The organism is Thalassospira lucentensis (assembly GCF_050516545.1).
GTDB lineage: Bacteria > Pseudomonadota > Alphaproteobacteria > Rhodospirillales > Thalassospiraceae > Thalassospira > Thalassospira lucentensis_C.
Window position 1 is genome coordinate 3,980,752 of sequence record NZ_CP191544.1, and the last position, 17,534, is coordinate 3,998,285.

A 17,534-nucleotide genomic window follows, 5' to 3' on the forward strand; every position below is an offset into this window, starting at 1 on the left:
CAGAATTACATCGCCTTTTAGGGGTGACATAAAAACGGGCCGGGGAAACCTTGGCCCGTTTTTCGTGGGATCAAGATCAGGCTTGTTTGAGGGCCTGTTCGACCTGCGCCAGATGGCGGCGCATGGCGTCTTCGGCGCGTTTGGGGTCACGCTGTTCGATGGCATCGACAATGTCACGGTGCTGCGCGCTTAGATCATTGATCAGGCTACCGGAATGGCTGCTTTCGCGCATGCGGGCCCATGCGGCATCACGGCGCACGGCATTGACGGCTTCAAACACAGCGAGAAACAGGGTGTTTTTAACCGACTCGGCAAGTTTCTGGTGAAAGGCCGCATCCCATTTTTCATATTCGCCCTGTGTCGTGGCAAGGGCAGCGTTTTCGACCATGCTCCGCATGGTATCAATGTCACCTTGGGATGCGCGGAGCGCCGCGAAACGCGCCATTGACGGTTCGATTTCCTGACGGACTTCCATAATTTCAAACGGGCTGGTTTTGGTAGCAATGCCTTCAAGTTTGCGCAGGCGCGGGGTTGGCGGGGTGCCGACAAAGGTGCCTTGCCCCTGACGGCGCCAGATAAGACCATCCGCTTCAAGCAGATCAAGCGCCTTGCGCAGCGCACGGCGGCCAACATCAAGTTCCTCGGCAAGGTTACGTTCGGCAATCACGCGCCCGTCTTTGACAAACGCGCCGCTGGCAAAACCGGATTTAAGCTTTTCAGCCAGCCCTTGGGTCGCAAAGTCATTCATGGTCTTTATTCATTTTTATGGCGTTCCCTGTAGCCGAACCAATCCGCACCCTTATTTTTATGGCACTTATTCCCAGAGGACTGGTTCGGACCGAAGATCATAGTGATCTGATATCAGCTAAGCAGATCATAGAACATCCGCAAAGATGTAATGGCAAGAAACAGACCAAAACACATGCGAAGCGCACGGCGTGGGATGGAATGGGCAATGCGCGCGCCAATTGGTGCACACAGAACCGTCATCGGGATCAACAGCGCTGCGGCCAGCACATTGACATAGCCGATTGAAAATGGCGGTCGGCCATCAACACCGATACCGGACATGGCGTAACCAATTGTGCCGGGAAGGGCGATGATCAAACCGATTGCAGCCGCGGTTCCAACGGCGCGTCGGATGTCATAGCCAAGGAAATTCAACACTGGAACACAAATGGTGCCGCCGCCGATTCCCATCATGGCCGATAGGCTTCCGGCGATGATGCCAAGGATGGCCCATACCGATTTGGGTGGGTTCTTGGCCACGTCGGTTTCGCGGTCTTTGACCAAAATCATATTCGCAGCAACCAAAAGTGCGACGACGGCAAACACAATGGTCAAGACCCGGCCATCGGCAAGGCCGCCGATGGCTGTGCCGATAATCACGCCAACAACAATCGCCGGGCCCCAGTGTTTCAGAAGGGCGATATCGACCGATCCCTTCTTATAGTGGCTGCGCGTTGATGAAATGGCGGTGGCGATAATTGTGGTCAGCGATGTCGCGACAGCAACCTGCATCCGCAAGGATTCGTCGACCCCCATCGTGGTCAAAAAATGATACAGCACCGGGACAATGACAATCCCGCCGCCGACCCCCAAAAGCCCGGCCATGATTCCGCCCACGACGCCCGCGAACAGCATGGCGGCGCCCCAAATCAGATAGAGGCTCATGGTGCCTTCAATTTCAATCATCTCAAACCAATCCAAACCAATTTTTATGATTATATCTTATTCGTACTAACGCCAGAATACGCTCCTTGGCAACGATTTTGCGCAATAAAACGCAAAATATTGCCAAAAATTTGCTGCTCTGCGTTTTTAGGCTTGCGGATACAATATTCAGATGACAACAATATGACGACAAAATGTAGGAACCAAATTGATATTGGTTTCAATTGATTCAGAAGATTATATCAGGAGGCACTGACATGTTCCGCAAGATTGCTGTTGCCGCTGGTCTGATGGCGGCAGCCATTGCAGGCCCGGCCCAGGCACAGGACTATCCGACAAAGCCGATCGAATTCATCGTCCCTTGGGGTCCGGGTGGCGGCAGTGATACGCTGATGCGCCTTGTTGCACAGGGTCTTGCCGAAGAAACCGGCAAAGCCGTTCCCGTGATCAACATGCCCGGCGTTGGCGGCAATGTCGGTTTGGCTGAATTCGCCAAACGTCCGGCGGATGGCTATACCATTTCCCAGATTCATGAAGGTCTTCTGATCTCGAACGGTACCGGTATTACCGATCTGAACTGGGACAGCTTCATGCCGATCGCTTTGGTGACCTCATCCCCGCAATACCTGACGCTTTCAAAGAACGACAATTTCTCGAACTTTGAAGAAATGGTTGCCTATGCCAAAGAACATCCGGGTGCAGTTCGCGCCGGTGTAACACTTGCAGGTGTTCCGCATCTGCACATGGCGATGATTGAAGACGCGTTTGGAATCGAGTTTTCCTATGTCGGGTATGAAGGTACCGGTCAGCGTATCCGTGCGCTGGTAGGTGGGAACATTGACGTTGCGATTGGCGATGTTTCGTCAGCCGGTCAGTTTGTTGAAAATGGCGATCTGATCTTTGCTGCTGTTGGCATGCCAGAGCGCACTGCAGAAGAGCCGGATGTTCGGACCTTTAAAGAGCTTGGTCAGGATCTTGATCTGGCCGTGACCCGTGGTGTGGTTCTTCCGAAAGGCACCCCGCAGGATGTTGCCGATGCGCTTGAAGCACATCTGGAAAAAGTCATGCAGAACGAAGACGTTCGCACCAAAATCGAAAATGTTGGTTCGGCACCGGTCTTCCTTGGCCAGGACGCATACAAAGCCTATCTCGGCAAACTGTCTGACACTGTTAACCGTCTGGTTGGCAAGCTCGCAGGATGACGAACGGGGCTGAGAAATCAGCAGCAGCGGGTGCATTGGCATCCGCTGCTTCTCGTGCAAGAACAGAATTCGCGCGGCTGGTTTCATACATCGTTTTCGGTCTTGGATCGGTTTATCTGTCCGTTCGGGCAGGGGAATTGCCAACGTCACGTTGGGAGCCACTTGGTGCGGGGTCATTTCCGCAACTGGTCTTTGGCGTTCTGGCGGTGCTGTGTCTGATTTCGGCGGTTCGTGCGGTCGTCGATATCCGCAAAGCCGGTCAGCTTGACGGCCTTGGCGAAGCGTTGTGCGGTTGGGTCAAAACCCGCCGGATCTCCTTTGCGCTGTTTGGTCTTCTGGTGATTTATCTTGGCGTCTTACCTTATGCCGGGTTCTCGCTTGCGACCTTTGTTTTTCTGCTGATCACCCAGCTTATGATCGCAGGCATTTCGAAAAAGACCGTTATTCAGTCTCTGATCGCCGCCCTGATTTTCTCGGTTGGCTTGAATCTGCTGTTTGCCGAGGTCTTTAACGTGTTTCTTCCGCGCGGCATTTTGTTCGCGGGCTAATAGAAGTTTACGATCATGTTGGATGCATTTCTTGCCGGTGCCCATCAGGTTTTCGCATTTGATACCCTGATTTACATGCTGATCGGTTCCGTTGCCGGGATCGTTGCTGCGGCCATTCCCGGTTTTACCGTGACCATGGCGATTATCCTGACCTTGCCGCTGACCTTTACCATGGACCCGCTGCAGGGTGTTTCGGTGATGCTGTCAGTTTATGTCGGTGGATATACCGGTGGTCTGATCAGTGCGGCGTTGCTTGGTATTCCCGGAACGCCAAGTTCGGTTGCGACCACCTTTGATGCCTATCCGATGGCGCGTGGCGGTGAACCGGGACGCGCCCTTTCGCTTGGTGTGTGGTCGTCGTTCTTCGGGACGGTCATTTCGACCATCATTCTGATTGTTGCGGCCCCGCCATTGGCGCTGATCGCGGTCAAGCTTGGTCCGTGGGAATATTTCTCGCTGATCGTGTTTGCCCTGACGATTGTTGCAAGCCTTGTCGGGAATTCATTGATGCGCGGCCTGATCGCCGGTGTGATCGGTCTTGGTCTGGCGACCATTGGTCCGGACCCGATGATGGGACGCCCGCGCCTGACCTTTGAATCAGACATTCTGATGCCCGGCCTTCCGTTCCTGATTGTTCTGATCGGTATTTTCGCGATCAGCCAGTTGATGGGCGAAGTCGAAGATGACGGCAAAGCCGAAAACAAAGGGGCGCTGATCCCTGATGTGATCGAATTTAAAACCTGGGCGGTGATGCGCGAAGTTCTGATGCATCCGGTTAATCTGGTGCGGTCATCGCTGATTGGCGTGTTTATTGGTGCCCTTCCGGGTGCGGGTGGCTCGATTGCCAATTTGCTTGCCTATGATCAGGCCAAACGCAGTTCAAAAACGCCGGAAGAATTTGGCAAAGGCACGCCGGATGGCGTGATTGCGTCCGAGGCCGGCAACTCTGCCACGGCGGGGGGTGGTTTGATCCCGATGATTGCCTTGGGCATTCCCGGATCGGCGGTTGATGCGATCTTGATGGCGGCCCTGATGGTGCATGGCATTTCGGTTGGCCCGCGCCTGATCATGGATCATCCTGATCTGGCATATGGCATGTTTGTCGCCATGGTCGTGGCATCTTTGATGATGTTGGTGGTGTGTGTGCTGTCCATGCGGTTGTTCCTGCGCGTGACCGACATTCCCAAACAGTTCATTATCCCCACCGTGATGATTTGCTGTGTGATTGGTGCCTTTGCCCTGAACAACCGTGTCACGGACCTGTATCTTTTGGGGGCGATTGGTCTGGTTGGGTATGGGTTGAAATCCCTTGATTACCCGTTGGCACCCTTGGTGCTAGGTGTGATTTTGGGTCCGATTGCCGAAACCAATTTGCGGCGCGCGCTGATGAGTGACGGGGACTGGACAGTGTTCTTTACCCGACCGATTTCAGCTGTATTGCTGGCAGCAGCCTTGCTGTCGGTGGTGTTTAGCGTCCGCTCGGTTCTGAAAATGCGAAAAAAAGACCGTCCTGCCACCGATGAACAAGGCGGCGATTAAGCCCCAGCTTAGGAGACTCCAATGAAACTTCGTCATGACGCGCTTTATGCCTCACGCCGGTCACCGGTGTTGGCGCGCAATATGGTTTCGACATCCCAGCCGCTTGCGGCACAGGCGGGTTTGCGCATGTTGCTTGCGGGCGGTAATGCTGCTGATGCTGCACTGGCATCTGCCATTGCGCTGACCGTGGTTGAACCAACCGGCAACGGGCTTGGCTCAGACGCCTATGCGATTATTTGGGATGGCAAGGAACTGCATGGCTTGAACGCATCCGGTCGTGCCCCGGCGGCGTGGACACCGGAACGGTTTGCCGGTGCCGAGAAGATGCCCCAGCGTGGCTGGGAATCTGTAACGGTTCCCGGTGCGGTTTCAGCATGGCGCGAAATCTCCGATAAATTCGGCAAACTTCCGTTCGAGAAGCTGTTTGAACCGGCTGTTGACTATGCATCACGCGGTTTTGCCGTTTCCCCGATCATTGCCACCCTTTGGGAAAAAGGCGGGGATCTTTTGGGCAAGCAGCCGGGCTTTGCCGAGGCCTTTCTGCCCGGTGGCAAGGCGCCAAAGGCCGGTGAATTGTTCGTCAATAAAGCCGCTGCTGAAAGCCTGATCGATATTGCCGAAACCAAGGGTGAAAGCTTCTATCGCGGTCGACTTGCGACCAAGATTGCGGGTTTTGCGGCGGAAAATGGCGCGGTGCTGTCCGAAGAAGACCTTGCCAGTCACAAAGCTGACTGGGTTGGCACCATTTCGCAAAGCTTTGGCAAGGTGAAGCTGCATGAAATTCCGCCAAACGGACAGGGTATTTCAGCCCTGATCGCCCTTGGCATTTTGCGTCATACCAACATCACCGATTACAGCCCTGATTCGGTCGAGGCCCTTCATCTTGAGATCGAAGCGATGAAACTGGCCTTTGCCGATATGCGGGCCTATGTCGCCGATCTTGATCATATGACCGATGTGACGGTCGAACATCTTCTGTCCGATGATTATCTTAAATCGCGTGCAGCCCTGATCGATACCAGCAAGGCACAGGATTTCAAAGCCGGTGCGCCAAAACATGGTGGCACGGTTTATGTCAGCGCAGCCGATGAAAACGGCATGATGGTGTCGTTCATTCAGTCGAACTATATGGGCTTCGGGTCGGGTGTTGTGGTGCCGGGTACATCGATCAGCCTTCAGAACCGTGGTCATGGCTTTAGCCTGAAACCGGGGCATCCGAACCTTGTTGCGGGGGGTAAACGTCCGTTCCAGACGATCATTCCGGCCTTTTTGATGAGCGATACCGGCAATCCGATCATGAGCTTTGGCGTCATGGGAGGGCCGATGCAGTCGCAGGGTCATTTGCAAATGACATTGCGGACCCAGCTTTGGGGACAGGACCCGCAAACGGCTGTTGATGCGCCGCGCTGGCAGGCTCTTTCGGGGTTGAATGTTGCGGTTGAGGCATCGCTTGGTGCGGATGTGATTGAGGGTCTGAACGCCAAAGGTCACGCCATTGCGGTTGAAACACCAGACAGCACCAATTTCGGGTTTGGTGGCGCACAGCTTATTGCCAAGACGGATGCCGGTTATGTTGCCGGGTCTGACCCACGCAAAGACGGTTGTGCCGTTGGTTACTGATTAATTCCAACTTTTCAGATCGGCATCGCAGTCACCTGAAAATCATGGCCGGTCCATGTATTTGGACCGGCCATTTTTATTCCGGGCAACAGGGAGGAGACAGGGGGACCCGGAAAGGTTACGGAGAAGAAGCGTTATTGTGCTCCGATTGTCAGACCTGCGGGGGCCGATGCTTCGTTTGCCAATGTGCCGTCTTCGATAGGTTCGATAATTTCCCAATTGTGGTTGGCACCGCGAATGAAGCCCGGGATATCGACAAGCCAGCGTTCCTGAATCTGTTTGTTCAGATTGAGATAAAGCTTGCTATCAACGATGCGCCATGCTGTTGGATCACCATCAAATTTGCGACCCATCGCTGTGCCAAAGGCACAGAATCCACCATATTGTGGTGCGTAATGTTCCGGGTCCTGATTAAAGAGATCACGATTTTCGGCACTGGCAAAACGGTAAGTTGCGCCATCGTAATCAGCGACGAATTCGGAACTTCCCGGCGTTGGCGTGCCAATGGTGAAATAGGCAACCGGATCGTATCCGTGTAGCGCATAACCATCGACAATATTGATTTCCTGTGCGGCCGTGGCCGGGGACGACATGGTAATAACGCCGCCGATTGATACAATGCCAAGGGCCGCTGCGACGCCGAACGTGCGGAATGTTTTTGACGTGACGGACATGAAGAAACCTCCTTATTTTGGACTGATCACCAGCTTGTTACTGGCAGATGATCGTTGATTCAGGTCATCAAGAACCTGTCTTGATCTCTGAGAAGAGCCTATCTACGGGAAGGTGACTTGTTGTCTGAACAAACGCGCAATTCGTCTGAAAGAGACATTCTGTCCGAGGTCTTTGGTTCACATTACCCGCGTGGTGATGTGTTCTTTTCGGGCGTGCTGTGTGGCACCAGTCATCACAAAGGGCGGGATGATCAGCCAGAAGAGCAACAGGGAATGCTTCATGTTCTGCAAAGCGGATCGGTTCGGATTCTGCTTAATGGCAAGGAACATGTGAAGCTTGACCGACCGGGCGTGGTTCTTCTGGGAAAGCCGATACCACATGAAATCGAGACACCTGAAAGTGGCTCCAATCTTGTCTGTGCGTATCTTCAATTTCCAAACCCAGGCCCCACACCAGCAAGGCTTGGCTTGCCGGGGTGTCTTGTCTTGCCCTTTGACGAAGTGCCGGGACTAGAGCCGGTAACAGGGCAATTGTTTCTTGAGGCCTTTGCGCACCAACCGGGAAAGCGAACCGCGGTTAATCTGTTGGTTGATCTTTTGCTCTTGATGCTGCTGCGTCATTGTCATGATCGTAAATTGGTGCAGCCGGGTATATTGGCGGCAATGCGTGATCAGCGAATTGCGCGCGTTGTTGGTGAACTTCATCTAAACCCGGGCAAAAACTGGTCAGTAGAAAGTCAGGCTGAAATTGCCGGCATGTCACGCGCGAGTTTTGCAGCATTATTTCGCGATTTGCTTGGCACTTCACCGGGCGATTTTCTGCAATCGATCCGGCTTGAGCAAGCTTTTGCGATGCTGCGCGAAGGTAAAAATCTGCAATCGGTTGCCGATCTGGTCGGATATCGCAGCACAACTGCACTGGCGCGTGCCATTCAACAAAAACACAATATATCGCCGCGTGCATTGCGACAGGATTCCAGCGCAGGGAACTAAAATACCAAGTGATGAAATGACGTCTGGTTTTTGCCTTTCGTCAAGCTGTGAATACGTGCATTTCCGTATGATAGCCCATGCAAAAATGTCGCTTCGTCAAGTGCATATCCGGGTATAGATCAGGTGTTTGTGGCAGGTCGTGAGATCAGGTTTTGCGGATTCTTTCCCTGATGACGACACATTCCTGCCCTGTTTTTTGTGCACAAGCACATTCAACAATCTAGAAAAATCCAACGGTTGGTGGCGCACAAAAGTATGACGCAACTTCTTCAACAGCGCCCGGCGCTGATCTCAAGCTATGTCCTTCTGGTTGCGTTTGCAGCCGGAACCATTCTGCTTGGAACGGCCTTGCCGCTCCGCGCACAGGACGCAGAGAATGCTGGTTCTGATGTTCAGGCCGCTGGTACAGAAGCCTCGTCGGAGGCATCCGCACCCGATGTCGCGCCCGCACCATCTGTTTTGCCCAATGATCCGTCTGCACAGGACGTTCCAGCAGAAGTGCCGGAAGAAGCAACAGGCAATCAGGTTGAGACGCCTGATGACTCTGCACCTGATCAGGGTGAGGCGCCGATAAGTGATGAAGCGGCGGCAAAGGATGCACAGAAACCAGTGGTCTCTGTGCCGGTTGCGTTTGATCCGGCGATGGTCGTGGATCGCGCACGGAAGCTTGCGCAACAGCCCTTTGAAGATCCGCACCGCGAATTACCGGATGCTTTGGCCAATCTGAGCACTGAAGAATATGAGCAGATCCGCTTTAAATCACAGCGGGCCTTCTTTAATCCGGCCAATTCCGGTTTCTCGCTTGAGCTGTTTCATCCGGGCAATATGTATGATGTACCCGTTGCGATCAATTTGGTGCGTAATGGCGAAATTCAGGTCATTCCTTATTCTGCCGGTCTGTTTGATTTCGCCAATGCGGGTCTGTCGGCCAATGATTTCTCGGCACAGGGCTATACCGGGTTCCGGTTGCGTTATCCTTTGTCGAATGTCGATGCCAATGACGAACTGACCCGTTTTCTGGGTGCGTCCTATTTCCGTCTTCAGGGTGAAGGTCAGTCTATTGGGCAAATGGCCCGTGGGCTTGCGCTTGATCTTGCCGGACCGACCGGTGAAGAAATCCCGGTTTTCCGTGAATTCTGGATCGTCGAGCCGAAAAAGGGTGATCGTAAGATTACGGTGTATGCCCTGCTTGATAGTGCGCGCGTGACCGGGGCTTATAAATTTGAAATTTCACCGGGATCGCAAAGCCGGGCCGATGTGCGATCCAATCTGTTTTTCCGCGATGGTGTGGATAAAATTGGTTTGGCACCGTTAAACGGCATGTTCCTGTTTGGTGAGCAGCGCCGACGGTCGTTTAACGATTATCGCAGTGAAGTTCATTCAAGTGACGGGCTTTTGATCAATAACGGCCGTGGCGAATGGCTGTGGCGTCCGCTTGATAACCCGGTCAATTTACAGATGAGCTCGTTCCTGGACGAAAATCCGCGCGGGTTTGGTCTTTTGCAGCGCGATCGTAATTTTGACCATTATCAGGATCTGGATCGTCGGTTTGATCAGCAACCCGGTTATTGGGTAACCCCCAAAGGCGATTGGGGCAAAGGTCATGTTGAATTGGTCGAAATTCCGAGTCCGTCTGAAACCAATGACAATATCGTTGCCTATTGGGTGCCTGAAACCAAACCGGTTGCCGGTGGCGAGATGCAGGTTGACTACAGCATCACAGCAACCCGCGATGGTGCGGGTCTGCATCGATTGGCACAGGCAACAGATACGCGCATGGTGCGGGTTACCCCGCAAGAAGATGAAGATCAGGCCAGCACGCGGTTTGTTCTGAACTTTGCCGGTGGGGATCTGGATTATTTCATCAAGAATATTGCTGAAATCAAAGCCGATATCAGCGCATCAGAAGGCAGCGTTGAAAATATTCGCATCATGGCCGATCCGGAAAATGGCGGCGTGCGGGTGATGTTTGATCTGGTGCGTAACAGCGATGCCGCGTCGAGCAATCTGCGGGTGTTTCTTTTGTATGATCGACAGGTCTTGAGCGAGACATGGACGATGCCGTGGGTGTTCTGACTTCCGCGTATTTTGTGATGCCGACCGTTTCGTTGATCCACGCATATTCAGGTAGAGCCGTATGAGCCAGTTGTCTGATCCCAAGACCGAAAAGATGTCTGAACCCATATCTGAAAGCGATATGGGCGGCACAGCCTATGACCCGATCGTCAAATTGCACGGGCCGGGTGTCGGGAAGCGGCGGTTTTTCCTGTTTGGCGCATCGATTGCCGCAACTGCCTATGCGGCATGGTTGATGGCCGATGTTTTGGGTGCGGATCAGCTGACCACCATGGAAATGGTGGTTGTGGCGTTCTTTACCATCAACTTTGCCTGGATTTCGTTATCGTTCTTTACCGGTATTGTCGGCTTGATCCTGCGGGGGTTGAAGCGTGATGCAATCACGCTAAAACGTCTTAAACCCATTGCACGCAAAGGATCGTTACGATCAAAGAACGTTGTCGTGATCCCGGTTTATAACGAAAGCCCGGATCGTGTTTTTGCCGGGCTTCGGGCAAGTTATGAAAGCCTTGTCAAAACCGGCGAGATTGATGCGTTTGATTTCTTTGTTCTGTCAGATACCCGTGATCCAGATATCTGGATTGCCGAGGAAATGGCATGGGCCAAGGCCTGTTCCGATTTGAATGCGCGTGGCAAAATCTTTTTCCGTCGTCGTGCGGAAAACACGGAACGCAAATCGGGCAATCTTAAAGAATTCTGCGAGACCTATGCGGCCAATTACGAACATATGATCGTTTTTGATGCCGATAGTGTCATGTCGGGCGAGGCCATGGTCAATATGGCCTATCTGATGGAAAACAATCCCGATGCCGGGATCATTCAGAGCCCGCCGCAGCCAACTGGCCGTCAGACGCTGTTTGCCCGTATTTTGCAATTTATCTCGCGCGTGCATGGTCCAACCATGTCGGCGGGCTTGTCATTCTGGTGCATGGGCAGTTCGAACTATTGGGGGCATAACGCGATCATTCGGGTCAAAGCGTTTATTGATTGCTGTGGTCTGCCGGTTTTGTCGGGCAAGCCGCCGCTGGGCGGACATATCCTCAGCCATGATTTCGTCGAGGCCGCCTTCATGCGTAAGGCGGGTTGGCGCTGCTGGCTGATCCCGCAACTTGAAGGTAGTTGGGAAGAACTTCCGCCCAATCTGATCGATTTTGCCATTCGTGATCGCCGTTGGTGCCAAGGCAATATGCAACACGGGCGCCTGATGGTGGCCCACGGGTTCAAACCACTCAGCCGTCTGCATTTCTTTATGGGTGTGATGAGCTTTGTCTCCTCGCCGCTGTGGCTGTTGTTATTGCTCAGCTCGACCATTGCGACATTGCAGAACACCCAGCTGACCCACAGCTTCTTTCCGGGGCATTTCACTATGTTCCCGCAATGGCCGGTCGATCGGTCGTTCGAGATGCTTGTTCTTCTGATTTTTACCATCGGGATGTTAGTGCTGCCAAAAATCATCTCGATCCTGATGGTGTGCCTTGGCCGGGACCGCAAGCAGTATGGCGGCGTCATGGTTCTGATGAGTGGTCTGCTGGAAACGCTGTATTCCGCATTGCAGGCACCGATCATGATGATGTTGCATTCGCAATTCGTCTTTTCGGTTCTGACCGGTAATCAGGTGGGCTGGGATGCGCAGGAACGCGATGATGCGGGTGTTCCGCTGAAGGCGGCGTTTAAAACCCACCGGACGATCATTGTGATTGGTCTGGTCTGGGGGGCGGTGGCGATCTTTGTTGATACGGCGTTCTTCTGGTGGTTGTCGCCGATTTTGGCGGGGCTGGTTCTGTCGCCGTGGCTTACCCATTATTCCAGTAGCCTTGCAGTTGGTAAGGCTGCGCGCCGGATGAAGCTGTTTGTCACGCCAGAAGAATATGACAGTCCGGAAGAATTACGCGCATTGGATCAGTTCACCGCAGAGGCCGGTGAAGGCAATGTCAAAGACGGTTTGATGCGTCTGATTGAAGACCCCTATGCCAATGCTCTGCATTCGGCGTTGCTTCCGGCACGTAAACCCGATGCCCGGACCGCAATTGAGATCGGCATTATTTATGAAAAGCTTGCGCGTCTTGGTATTGAAAGCCTGACACGCGATGAAAAACTTCTGATCTTGTCATGGCCGGTCAAGCCGCTTGATCAGATCATGGCGGGTCGGGATATTCATCCGCCCGAAAAACCAGAAAAACCGTCGTAACTGTTTGTTTTACAAACATCTCGCGCGCCACAAAAACGCCCAGATTTGAGCAAATTATCCCGCGCTTTATCGGTGATTCTACTTCTTAACGAGACGTTAATTGCCCATGATCGTTTACTGCCCGGAGGGCCGAATAGATGACTGATATGACCGTCGCATCACAGGGATTTTCCTATGCTGCTTTTGAGTCGGCTGCGATGACCCGCCTTATCGAAGATACGGCGCGTGCGTGGCTTCGGTCGTTTGGTGTGCGCAGCGCTGTGGCCACTCAGCGTCTGGTCAATGGTTTGCGCGATGCGCTTGCCCAAGACAGCTTCGCGGCAAATGATCGTGCGAACATGCAAGATATTCTTGACCAGGCCGCACATGATGCGGTTGCCGCATGGCTTGCCAAAGTAGCCTGTCAGCATGACTGTAATGGGTCAGCTTCGTTTTCGATGCTGCGTTGTGCATTCCTGTCGGCCAATCGTGATGGGGTCTGGTCGGAGCATTTCCTTGATTCTGAACGCGATCATCGTGATTTGGCGATGGCGCTTTCGGTTCAGATGATGCTGCCGACACCAAGCTTAAAATCATGTGAAATGCCGCGCCAGTCTCTGGATCGCCGGGCTTCGTAACCAACAAGCAGACCTTCGTTCTACGCTTTTTCGTCTTACCCTCAACGTTAATTCGCTTTGCGAAGGCAGGCACCGCCACAGATGTTTGGCGGTGCCTTTGTTTTTGTCTGGCGTCATATCCGGGCTTAATTTTTGCAAAAAAGAACCCGCCACAAAGGGCGGGTTGAGTTCAGCGGGCGAGAGAACCTGATAAAAACCATCATGGTTAAATCAGGCCCCTACAAGACGCCGAAGCACACACTTCTCCGGCGTCAAACGAATATGTCCTGACGCTAGGCTGCTTGGTGAAAGCGGCCGAGTTTTTCCAAAAGTTTGGCTACCTGCGGATCGTTTTTCCCGTTGCGATCAAGCTCAAGGAAAAAGTCCGGATAGGGCGGTTTGCCCGGTGTCAGATTGTAAGGTTCAAAATCGGTAATCCCGATGGCCTCAAGGACGCATTCATCGGTAAAAAACCCGCCGGTAATATCGCGCGCAGGCGCGGTCAGAATCGCATGCGCGGCATCGGCCAGAATATCGGGGGTGCGGGCACGTCCCTGTTCCAGTCCGGGGATCATTTTAAGGGCGGCAGTTTCAATCACGGTGACCGGCCAAAGCGAATTAACCGCAACCCCTTCATCGGCGAATTCCGCTGCCAGACCCAGTGTTACCAAGCTCATGCCGTATTTCGAAATGGTATAGGCGGTGTGATTGGCAAACCATTGCGCCGACAGATTGGGCGGGGGCGACATGGTCAGGATATGCGGATTATCTGATCTCAAAAGATGCGGCAAACAGGCCTGCGCACAGGCAAAACTGGCCCGTGTATTGACCTGATGCATCAAATCAAACCGCTTCATCGGAGTTTGCAAGGTCGGGGTCAGATTGATCGCACTGGCATTGTTGATCAGGATATCAATGCCACCGAACGCCTCGACGGTTTTGGCAACCGCCTCGGCAATCTGATCTTCTTCGCGGATGTCGGTTTTTAGGGCCAAGCCTTTGCCGCCGGCTTCATTAATCTCGGCAACCGCGCTGTGGATTGTACCGGGCAGTTTGGGGTGTGGTTCATCGGTTTTGGCGATCACCGCGACATTTGCCCCATCACGGGCCGCACGCAGGGCGATTTCCTTGCCAATTCCGCGCGATGCGCCGGTGATGAACAGTGTTTTGCCAGCAAGACTAGTCATGGATGTATTTCCCTGAATTCTTTTTATGATTTGCCAAATTGGGGACTGCGTTTTTCAACAAAGGCAGTGACACCTTCGCGGAAATCATCGCTGAGCGAACATTCGGTGAATGATTTGGCCTCTGCGGAAAGTTGATCGCTTAGCGTTGCCTCGGGCGCTGCATTCAGCAATGCCTTGGTCCGGGTGATGGCAGAACGAGGACCCGATGCCAGACGGGCGGCATATTTCGCGGTGGCCGATGGCAATTGATCGGCCGGGACGACTTTGTTGATCAAACCACAGTCATAAGCTTCTTCAGCACTAAACCGATCCCCAAGAAGGGCAATTTCCTTGGCCTTTTTCATGCCGACCAATCGGGTCAGTGAATGGGTCGACCCGCCATCGGGGGATGTGCCGATATGGATATAGGCCAGTGTGAAGACGGTTTCTTCGGCAGCAACCGCAAGGTCACAGGCATTCATCAGACTAATACCAAACCCGGCAACCGCACCTTCAAGCTTTGCCACCACCGGACAGGGCAGGGCGGTGATGCGGATGATGATGTCATGAACGCGGTTGATCATGGTTTCGATCAATGGGCGGGCTTCGGAAGCAGGGGATTGCGCCATCTGATAGAAGAATTTCACATCGCCACCGGCCATAAAGGTACCGCCCGATCCTTCGATGATGACCGCACCGATATTGGCACTGTCAGCTTCGATTTGATCAAGTGCGTCAGACAGACCGGCAATCATGGACTGATCAAGCGCGTTCATTCTGTCCGGTCGATTAAGCGTGATCGTCGCGATCTGATCGGTGATTGATAGCAAGACGGCGTCATTCGATGCCATTTGGTTCCTCCCGCGGGGTTTCACCCGGTTTTTTAGATCGCAAGACGTGCTTCGATGGCACTTTCCATATCGGGCCATCCCGACAGCCAGTCCGGCATCGAAGGCGATGCTTCATCCGTCCCGACCAGACGACAGACTTCATCGGGGGCGACAATGCCATTTGGGCCAACAAACACAGCCTTTACGACACCAAGGGCCAAGGTTTTGCCGCCTGAGACAAAGCGTTGTTCAAGATAAAACCCCTTGTCGTCCCAATAGAGTGCCTGTGTTTCCAGTGCAAAGGACTGAAACGGCTTGATTGCGCGTTTAAACCGCATGGTCGATCCCGAAACCACGGGTTGCCATTTGCGTTTAAACATCTGCTTGGCGATGCCATTGCGCATGATCAATTCGGTACGTCCCAAATCCATCAGGGCGAAATAGCGCGAATTGGTCATATGGACATTGATGTCCAGATCGAACGGCCAGGCCCGGAAACGCAGGCTTGATGGATCCAGCGGATGCAGGCCGGGCCGCAGCATCGACAGGATCACGATACGGATCAGTCGGAAAATCAGGTTCACGACGTTTCCCCGTGTGATGATGCCGATTGGCGATGTTTGCGGCCCGATACCATGATCAGAACAGTTCCTCGTCCAGCGCCATCATGGTCGAAGAACCCGACATGATCTGACTGAACATGGCGCCCGATTGCGGCAAGACCCGTTCCATATAGAATTTGGCCGTGATCAGCTTGGCTTTATAGAACCCGTCCGCATCGTCGTCCTTTTTGGCAAGGGCGATTTCTGCGGTGCGTGCCCACATGAACCCAACCGCAACCAAGCCAAACAGACGCAGGAATTCGGTCGCGGCGGCACCGGCCTCATTCGGGTTTTTCATGCCGCGTTGAGCCAGCTCACCCGTGGCCTGTTGCAGGCGCATAAATGCCTTTGCCAGTGGTTGGACATAGTCGCCAAGCTCACCATTGGAGACATTGGCTTCGATATATTCCTGCACCGGATGGAAGAACCGGCGCAGATAACGCCCGGCCTTGGTCGGCATTTTACGTCCGACAAGGTCAAGTGCCTGAATGCCATTTGTGCCTTCGTAAATCTGGGCAATGCGGGCATCACGGACATATTGTTCCATGCCCCATTCACGGATGTAACCGTGTCCACCAAAGACCTGCACACCAAGGTTGGTATTGTCAAAGCCCCAATCGGTGAACAGCGCCTTGACGATCGGTGTCATGAGCTGAACAAACTCGTCGGCCTCTTCGCGTTTGACCGGATCGGCGTGATGTTTGGCGGTATCAAGCGCACGTGCAACCCACATGCCCATTGCGCGGCAGCCTTCATTGGTGGCCTTGGCGGTTAACAACATGCGCCGTACATCGGGATGGACAATGATCGAGTCAGCAGGTTTGTCTGGTGATTTTGCACCCGTAAGCGCACGACCCTGCAAGCGGTCCTTGGCATAGGCGCGTGCGCCCTGATAGGCGGCTTCACCAAGACCAAGACCCTGAATGCCAACCGACAGGCGTTCCTGATTCATCATGGTGAACATGGCGGGCATGCCCTGATGGGGTTCACCCACCAGATAGCCAACCGCCCCGTCAAAGTTCATGACACAGGTGGCCGATGCCTTGATCCCCATTTTATGTTCGATCGACCCACATTTCACCGCATTGCGATCACCAAGCGATCCGTCATCCCCGACCATGAATTTCGGAACAAGGAACAACGAAATCCCTTTGGTGCCCTTGGGAGCATCGGGCAGTTTTGCCAGAACCAGATGGATGATGTTTTCGGTCAGATCATGTTCACCGGCGGAGATGAAAATCTTCGTCCCGGTGACAGAATACGACCCATCGGACAGCGGTTCTGCCTTGGTTTTGATAATGCCAAGGTCGGTTCCGCAATGTGGTTCGGTCAGGCACATGGTGCCCGCCCAGGTTCCTTCGACCATTTTGGGAAGGAATTTGTCCTTCAATGCATCGGATGCGTGGCCGTGAAGGGCAGCATACGCCCCAAAAGACAGACCGGGATACATGCCAAAGGACAGGTTGGTCGAACAAATCATTTCTTCGACCAAGGCATTCAGCGACTTAGGGGCGCCTTGACCACCATAGGTTGGATCACAGGCAATCCCGGTCCAGCCACCTTCGGCAAAGGTCTGATAGGCTTCCTTAAAACCTTTCGGTGTCGTAATAACCCCGTCATCCCAGTGACAGCCTTCCTCATCCCCGGATCGATTGATCGGGAATAGGACTTCTTCACAGACTTTGGCAGCTTCTTCGAGAACCGCATCGACAACGTCGGGTGTGAAATCCTCGCAACCGGGCATCTGATTGATATCGTTGTAATCAAACAGTTCGGTCAGGACGAAGCGCATATCGCGCAAGGGTGCTTTATATTCAGCCATTTCT

The 17,534-nt window shown here is 53.5% G+C and carries 15 protein-coding genes; 8 read left to right on the plus strand and 7 right to left on the minus strand.

The annotated features are described in order from the left end of the window. Positions 1-76 precede the first annotated feature (76 nt). Complete coding sequence (locus tag ACQ0MK_RS18310) at positions 77-748, minus strand: FadR/GntR family transcriptional regulator (protein ID WP_430473820.1); 672 nt, start codon at positions 746-748, stop codon at positions 77-79. 113 nt (positions 749-861) lie between these two features. Further along, the gene (locus ACQ0MK_RS18315; protein WP_430473821.1) at positions 862-1,695 is read right to left on the minus strand and encodes a sulfite exporter TauE/SafE family protein; all 834 of its coding nucleotides are present in this window, start codon (positions 1,693-1,695) and stop codon (positions 862-864) included. Positions 1,696-1,931: 236 nt separating this feature from the next. On the opposite strand from ACQ0MK_RS18315, the gene ACQ0MK_RS18320 reads away from it, so the two are divergent. From ACQ0MK_RS18320 to ACQ0MK_RS18335, 4 genes are read left to right on the plus strand one after another with little or no spacing between them, the layout of a single operon-like run. Continuing rightward, the gene (locus ACQ0MK_RS18320; RefSeq protein WP_430473822.1) at positions 1,932-2,876 is read left to right on the plus strand and encodes a tripartite tricarboxylate transporter substrate binding protein; all 945 of its coding nucleotides are present in this window, start codon (positions 1,932-1,934) and stop codon (positions 2,874-2,876) included. Then, positions 2,873-3,424 carry a tripartite tricarboxylate transporter TctB family protein gene (locus ACQ0MK_RS18325; RefSeq protein ID WP_430473823.1) on the plus strand — a complete coding sequence of 184 codons (552 nt, stop codon included), beginning with the start codon at positions 2,873-2,875 and terminating at the stop codon, positions 3,422-3,424. The genes ACQ0MK_RS18320 and ACQ0MK_RS18325 overlap by 4 nt, the downstream gene beginning before the upstream one ends. 15 nt (positions 3,425-3,439) lie before the next feature. Further along, entirely contained in the window at positions 3,440-4,963 is a 1,524-nt protein-coding gene (locus ACQ0MK_RS18330) for a tripartite tricarboxylate transporter permease (RefSeq protein WP_430473824.1), read from the plus strand. 21 nt (positions 4,964-4,984) lie between these two features. After that, positions 4,985-6,583, plus strand: a complete 1,599-nt coding sequence (locus ACQ0MK_RS18335) for a gamma-glutamyltransferase family protein (RefSeq protein WP_430473825.1) — start codon at positions 4,985-4,987, stop codon at positions 6,581-6,583. A 134-nt stretch (positions 6,584-6,717) separates the two neighbouring features. Here the strand turns inward: ACQ0MK_RS18335 and ACQ0MK_RS18340 are convergent, their stop codons facing one another. Next, entirely contained in the window at positions 6,718-7,257 is a 540-nt protein-coding gene (locus ACQ0MK_RS18340) for a YHS domain-containing (seleno)protein (protein WP_430473826.1), read from the minus strand. 120 nt (positions 7,258-7,377) lie between these two features. Here ACQ0MK_RS18340 and ACQ0MK_RS18345 point away from each other — a divergent pair, with 120 nt between their 5' ends. The 4 genes from ACQ0MK_RS18345 (at position 7,378) to ACQ0MK_RS18360 (ending at position 13,131) form a co-directional block, all read left to right on the plus strand. After that, a complete protein-coding gene (locus tag ACQ0MK_RS18345; protein ID WP_430473827.1) occupies positions 7,378-8,250 on the plus strand; it encodes a cupin domain-containing protein in 873 nt (290 codons plus the stop codon). Between the two features lie 255 nt (positions 8,251-8,505). After that, positions 8,506-10,326: a glucan biosynthesis protein gene (locus ACQ0MK_RS18350; RefSeq protein ID WP_430473828.1), complete on the plus strand. Its 1,821-nt coding sequence runs from the start codon at positions 8,506-8,508 to the stop codon at positions 10,324-10,326. Positions 10,327-10,387: 61 nt separating this feature from the next. Then, on the plus strand, positions 10,388-12,514 hold the full coding sequence (mdoH, locus tag ACQ0MK_RS18355; protein WP_430473829.1) for a glucans biosynthesis glucosyltransferase MdoH: 2,127 nt from the start codon (positions 10,388-10,390) through the stop codon (positions 12,512-12,514). 137 nt (positions 12,515-12,651) lie between these two features. After that, a complete protein-coding gene (locus tag ACQ0MK_RS18360; RefSeq protein ID WP_430473830.1) occupies positions 12,652-13,131 on the plus strand; it encodes a hypothetical protein in 480 nt (159 codons plus the stop codon). Between the two features lie 272 nt (positions 13,132-13,403). Here the strand turns inward: ACQ0MK_RS18360 and ACQ0MK_RS18365 are convergent, their stop codons facing one another. From ACQ0MK_RS18365 to ACQ0MK_RS18380, 4 genes are read right to left on the minus strand one after another with little or no spacing between them, the layout of a single operon-like run. Beyond that, entirely contained in the window at positions 13,404-14,297 is an 894-nt protein-coding gene (locus tag ACQ0MK_RS18365) for an SDR family oxidoreductase (protein WP_430473831.1), read from the minus strand. A 23-nt stretch (positions 14,298-14,320) separates the two neighbouring features. Next, positions 14,321-15,127 carry an enoyl-CoA hydratase gene (locus ACQ0MK_RS18370; protein WP_430473832.1) on the minus strand — a complete coding sequence of 269 codons (807 nt, stop codon included), beginning with the start codon at positions 15,125-15,127 and terminating at the stop codon, positions 14,321-14,323. Between the two features lie 32 nt (positions 15,128-15,159). After that, a complete protein-coding gene (locus ACQ0MK_RS18375; RefSeq protein WP_430473833.1) occupies positions 15,160-15,690 on the minus strand; it encodes an acyl-CoA thioesterase in 531 nt (176 codons plus the stop codon). 55 nt (positions 15,691-15,745) lie between these two features. Then, positions 15,746-17,530 carry an acyl-CoA dehydrogenase C-terminal domain-containing protein gene (locus ACQ0MK_RS18380; protein WP_430473834.1) on the minus strand — a complete coding sequence of 595 codons (1,785 nt, stop codon included), beginning with the start codon at positions 17,528-17,530 and terminating at the stop codon, positions 15,746-15,748. Between the last annotated feature and the right edge of the window lie 4 nt (positions 17,531-17,534).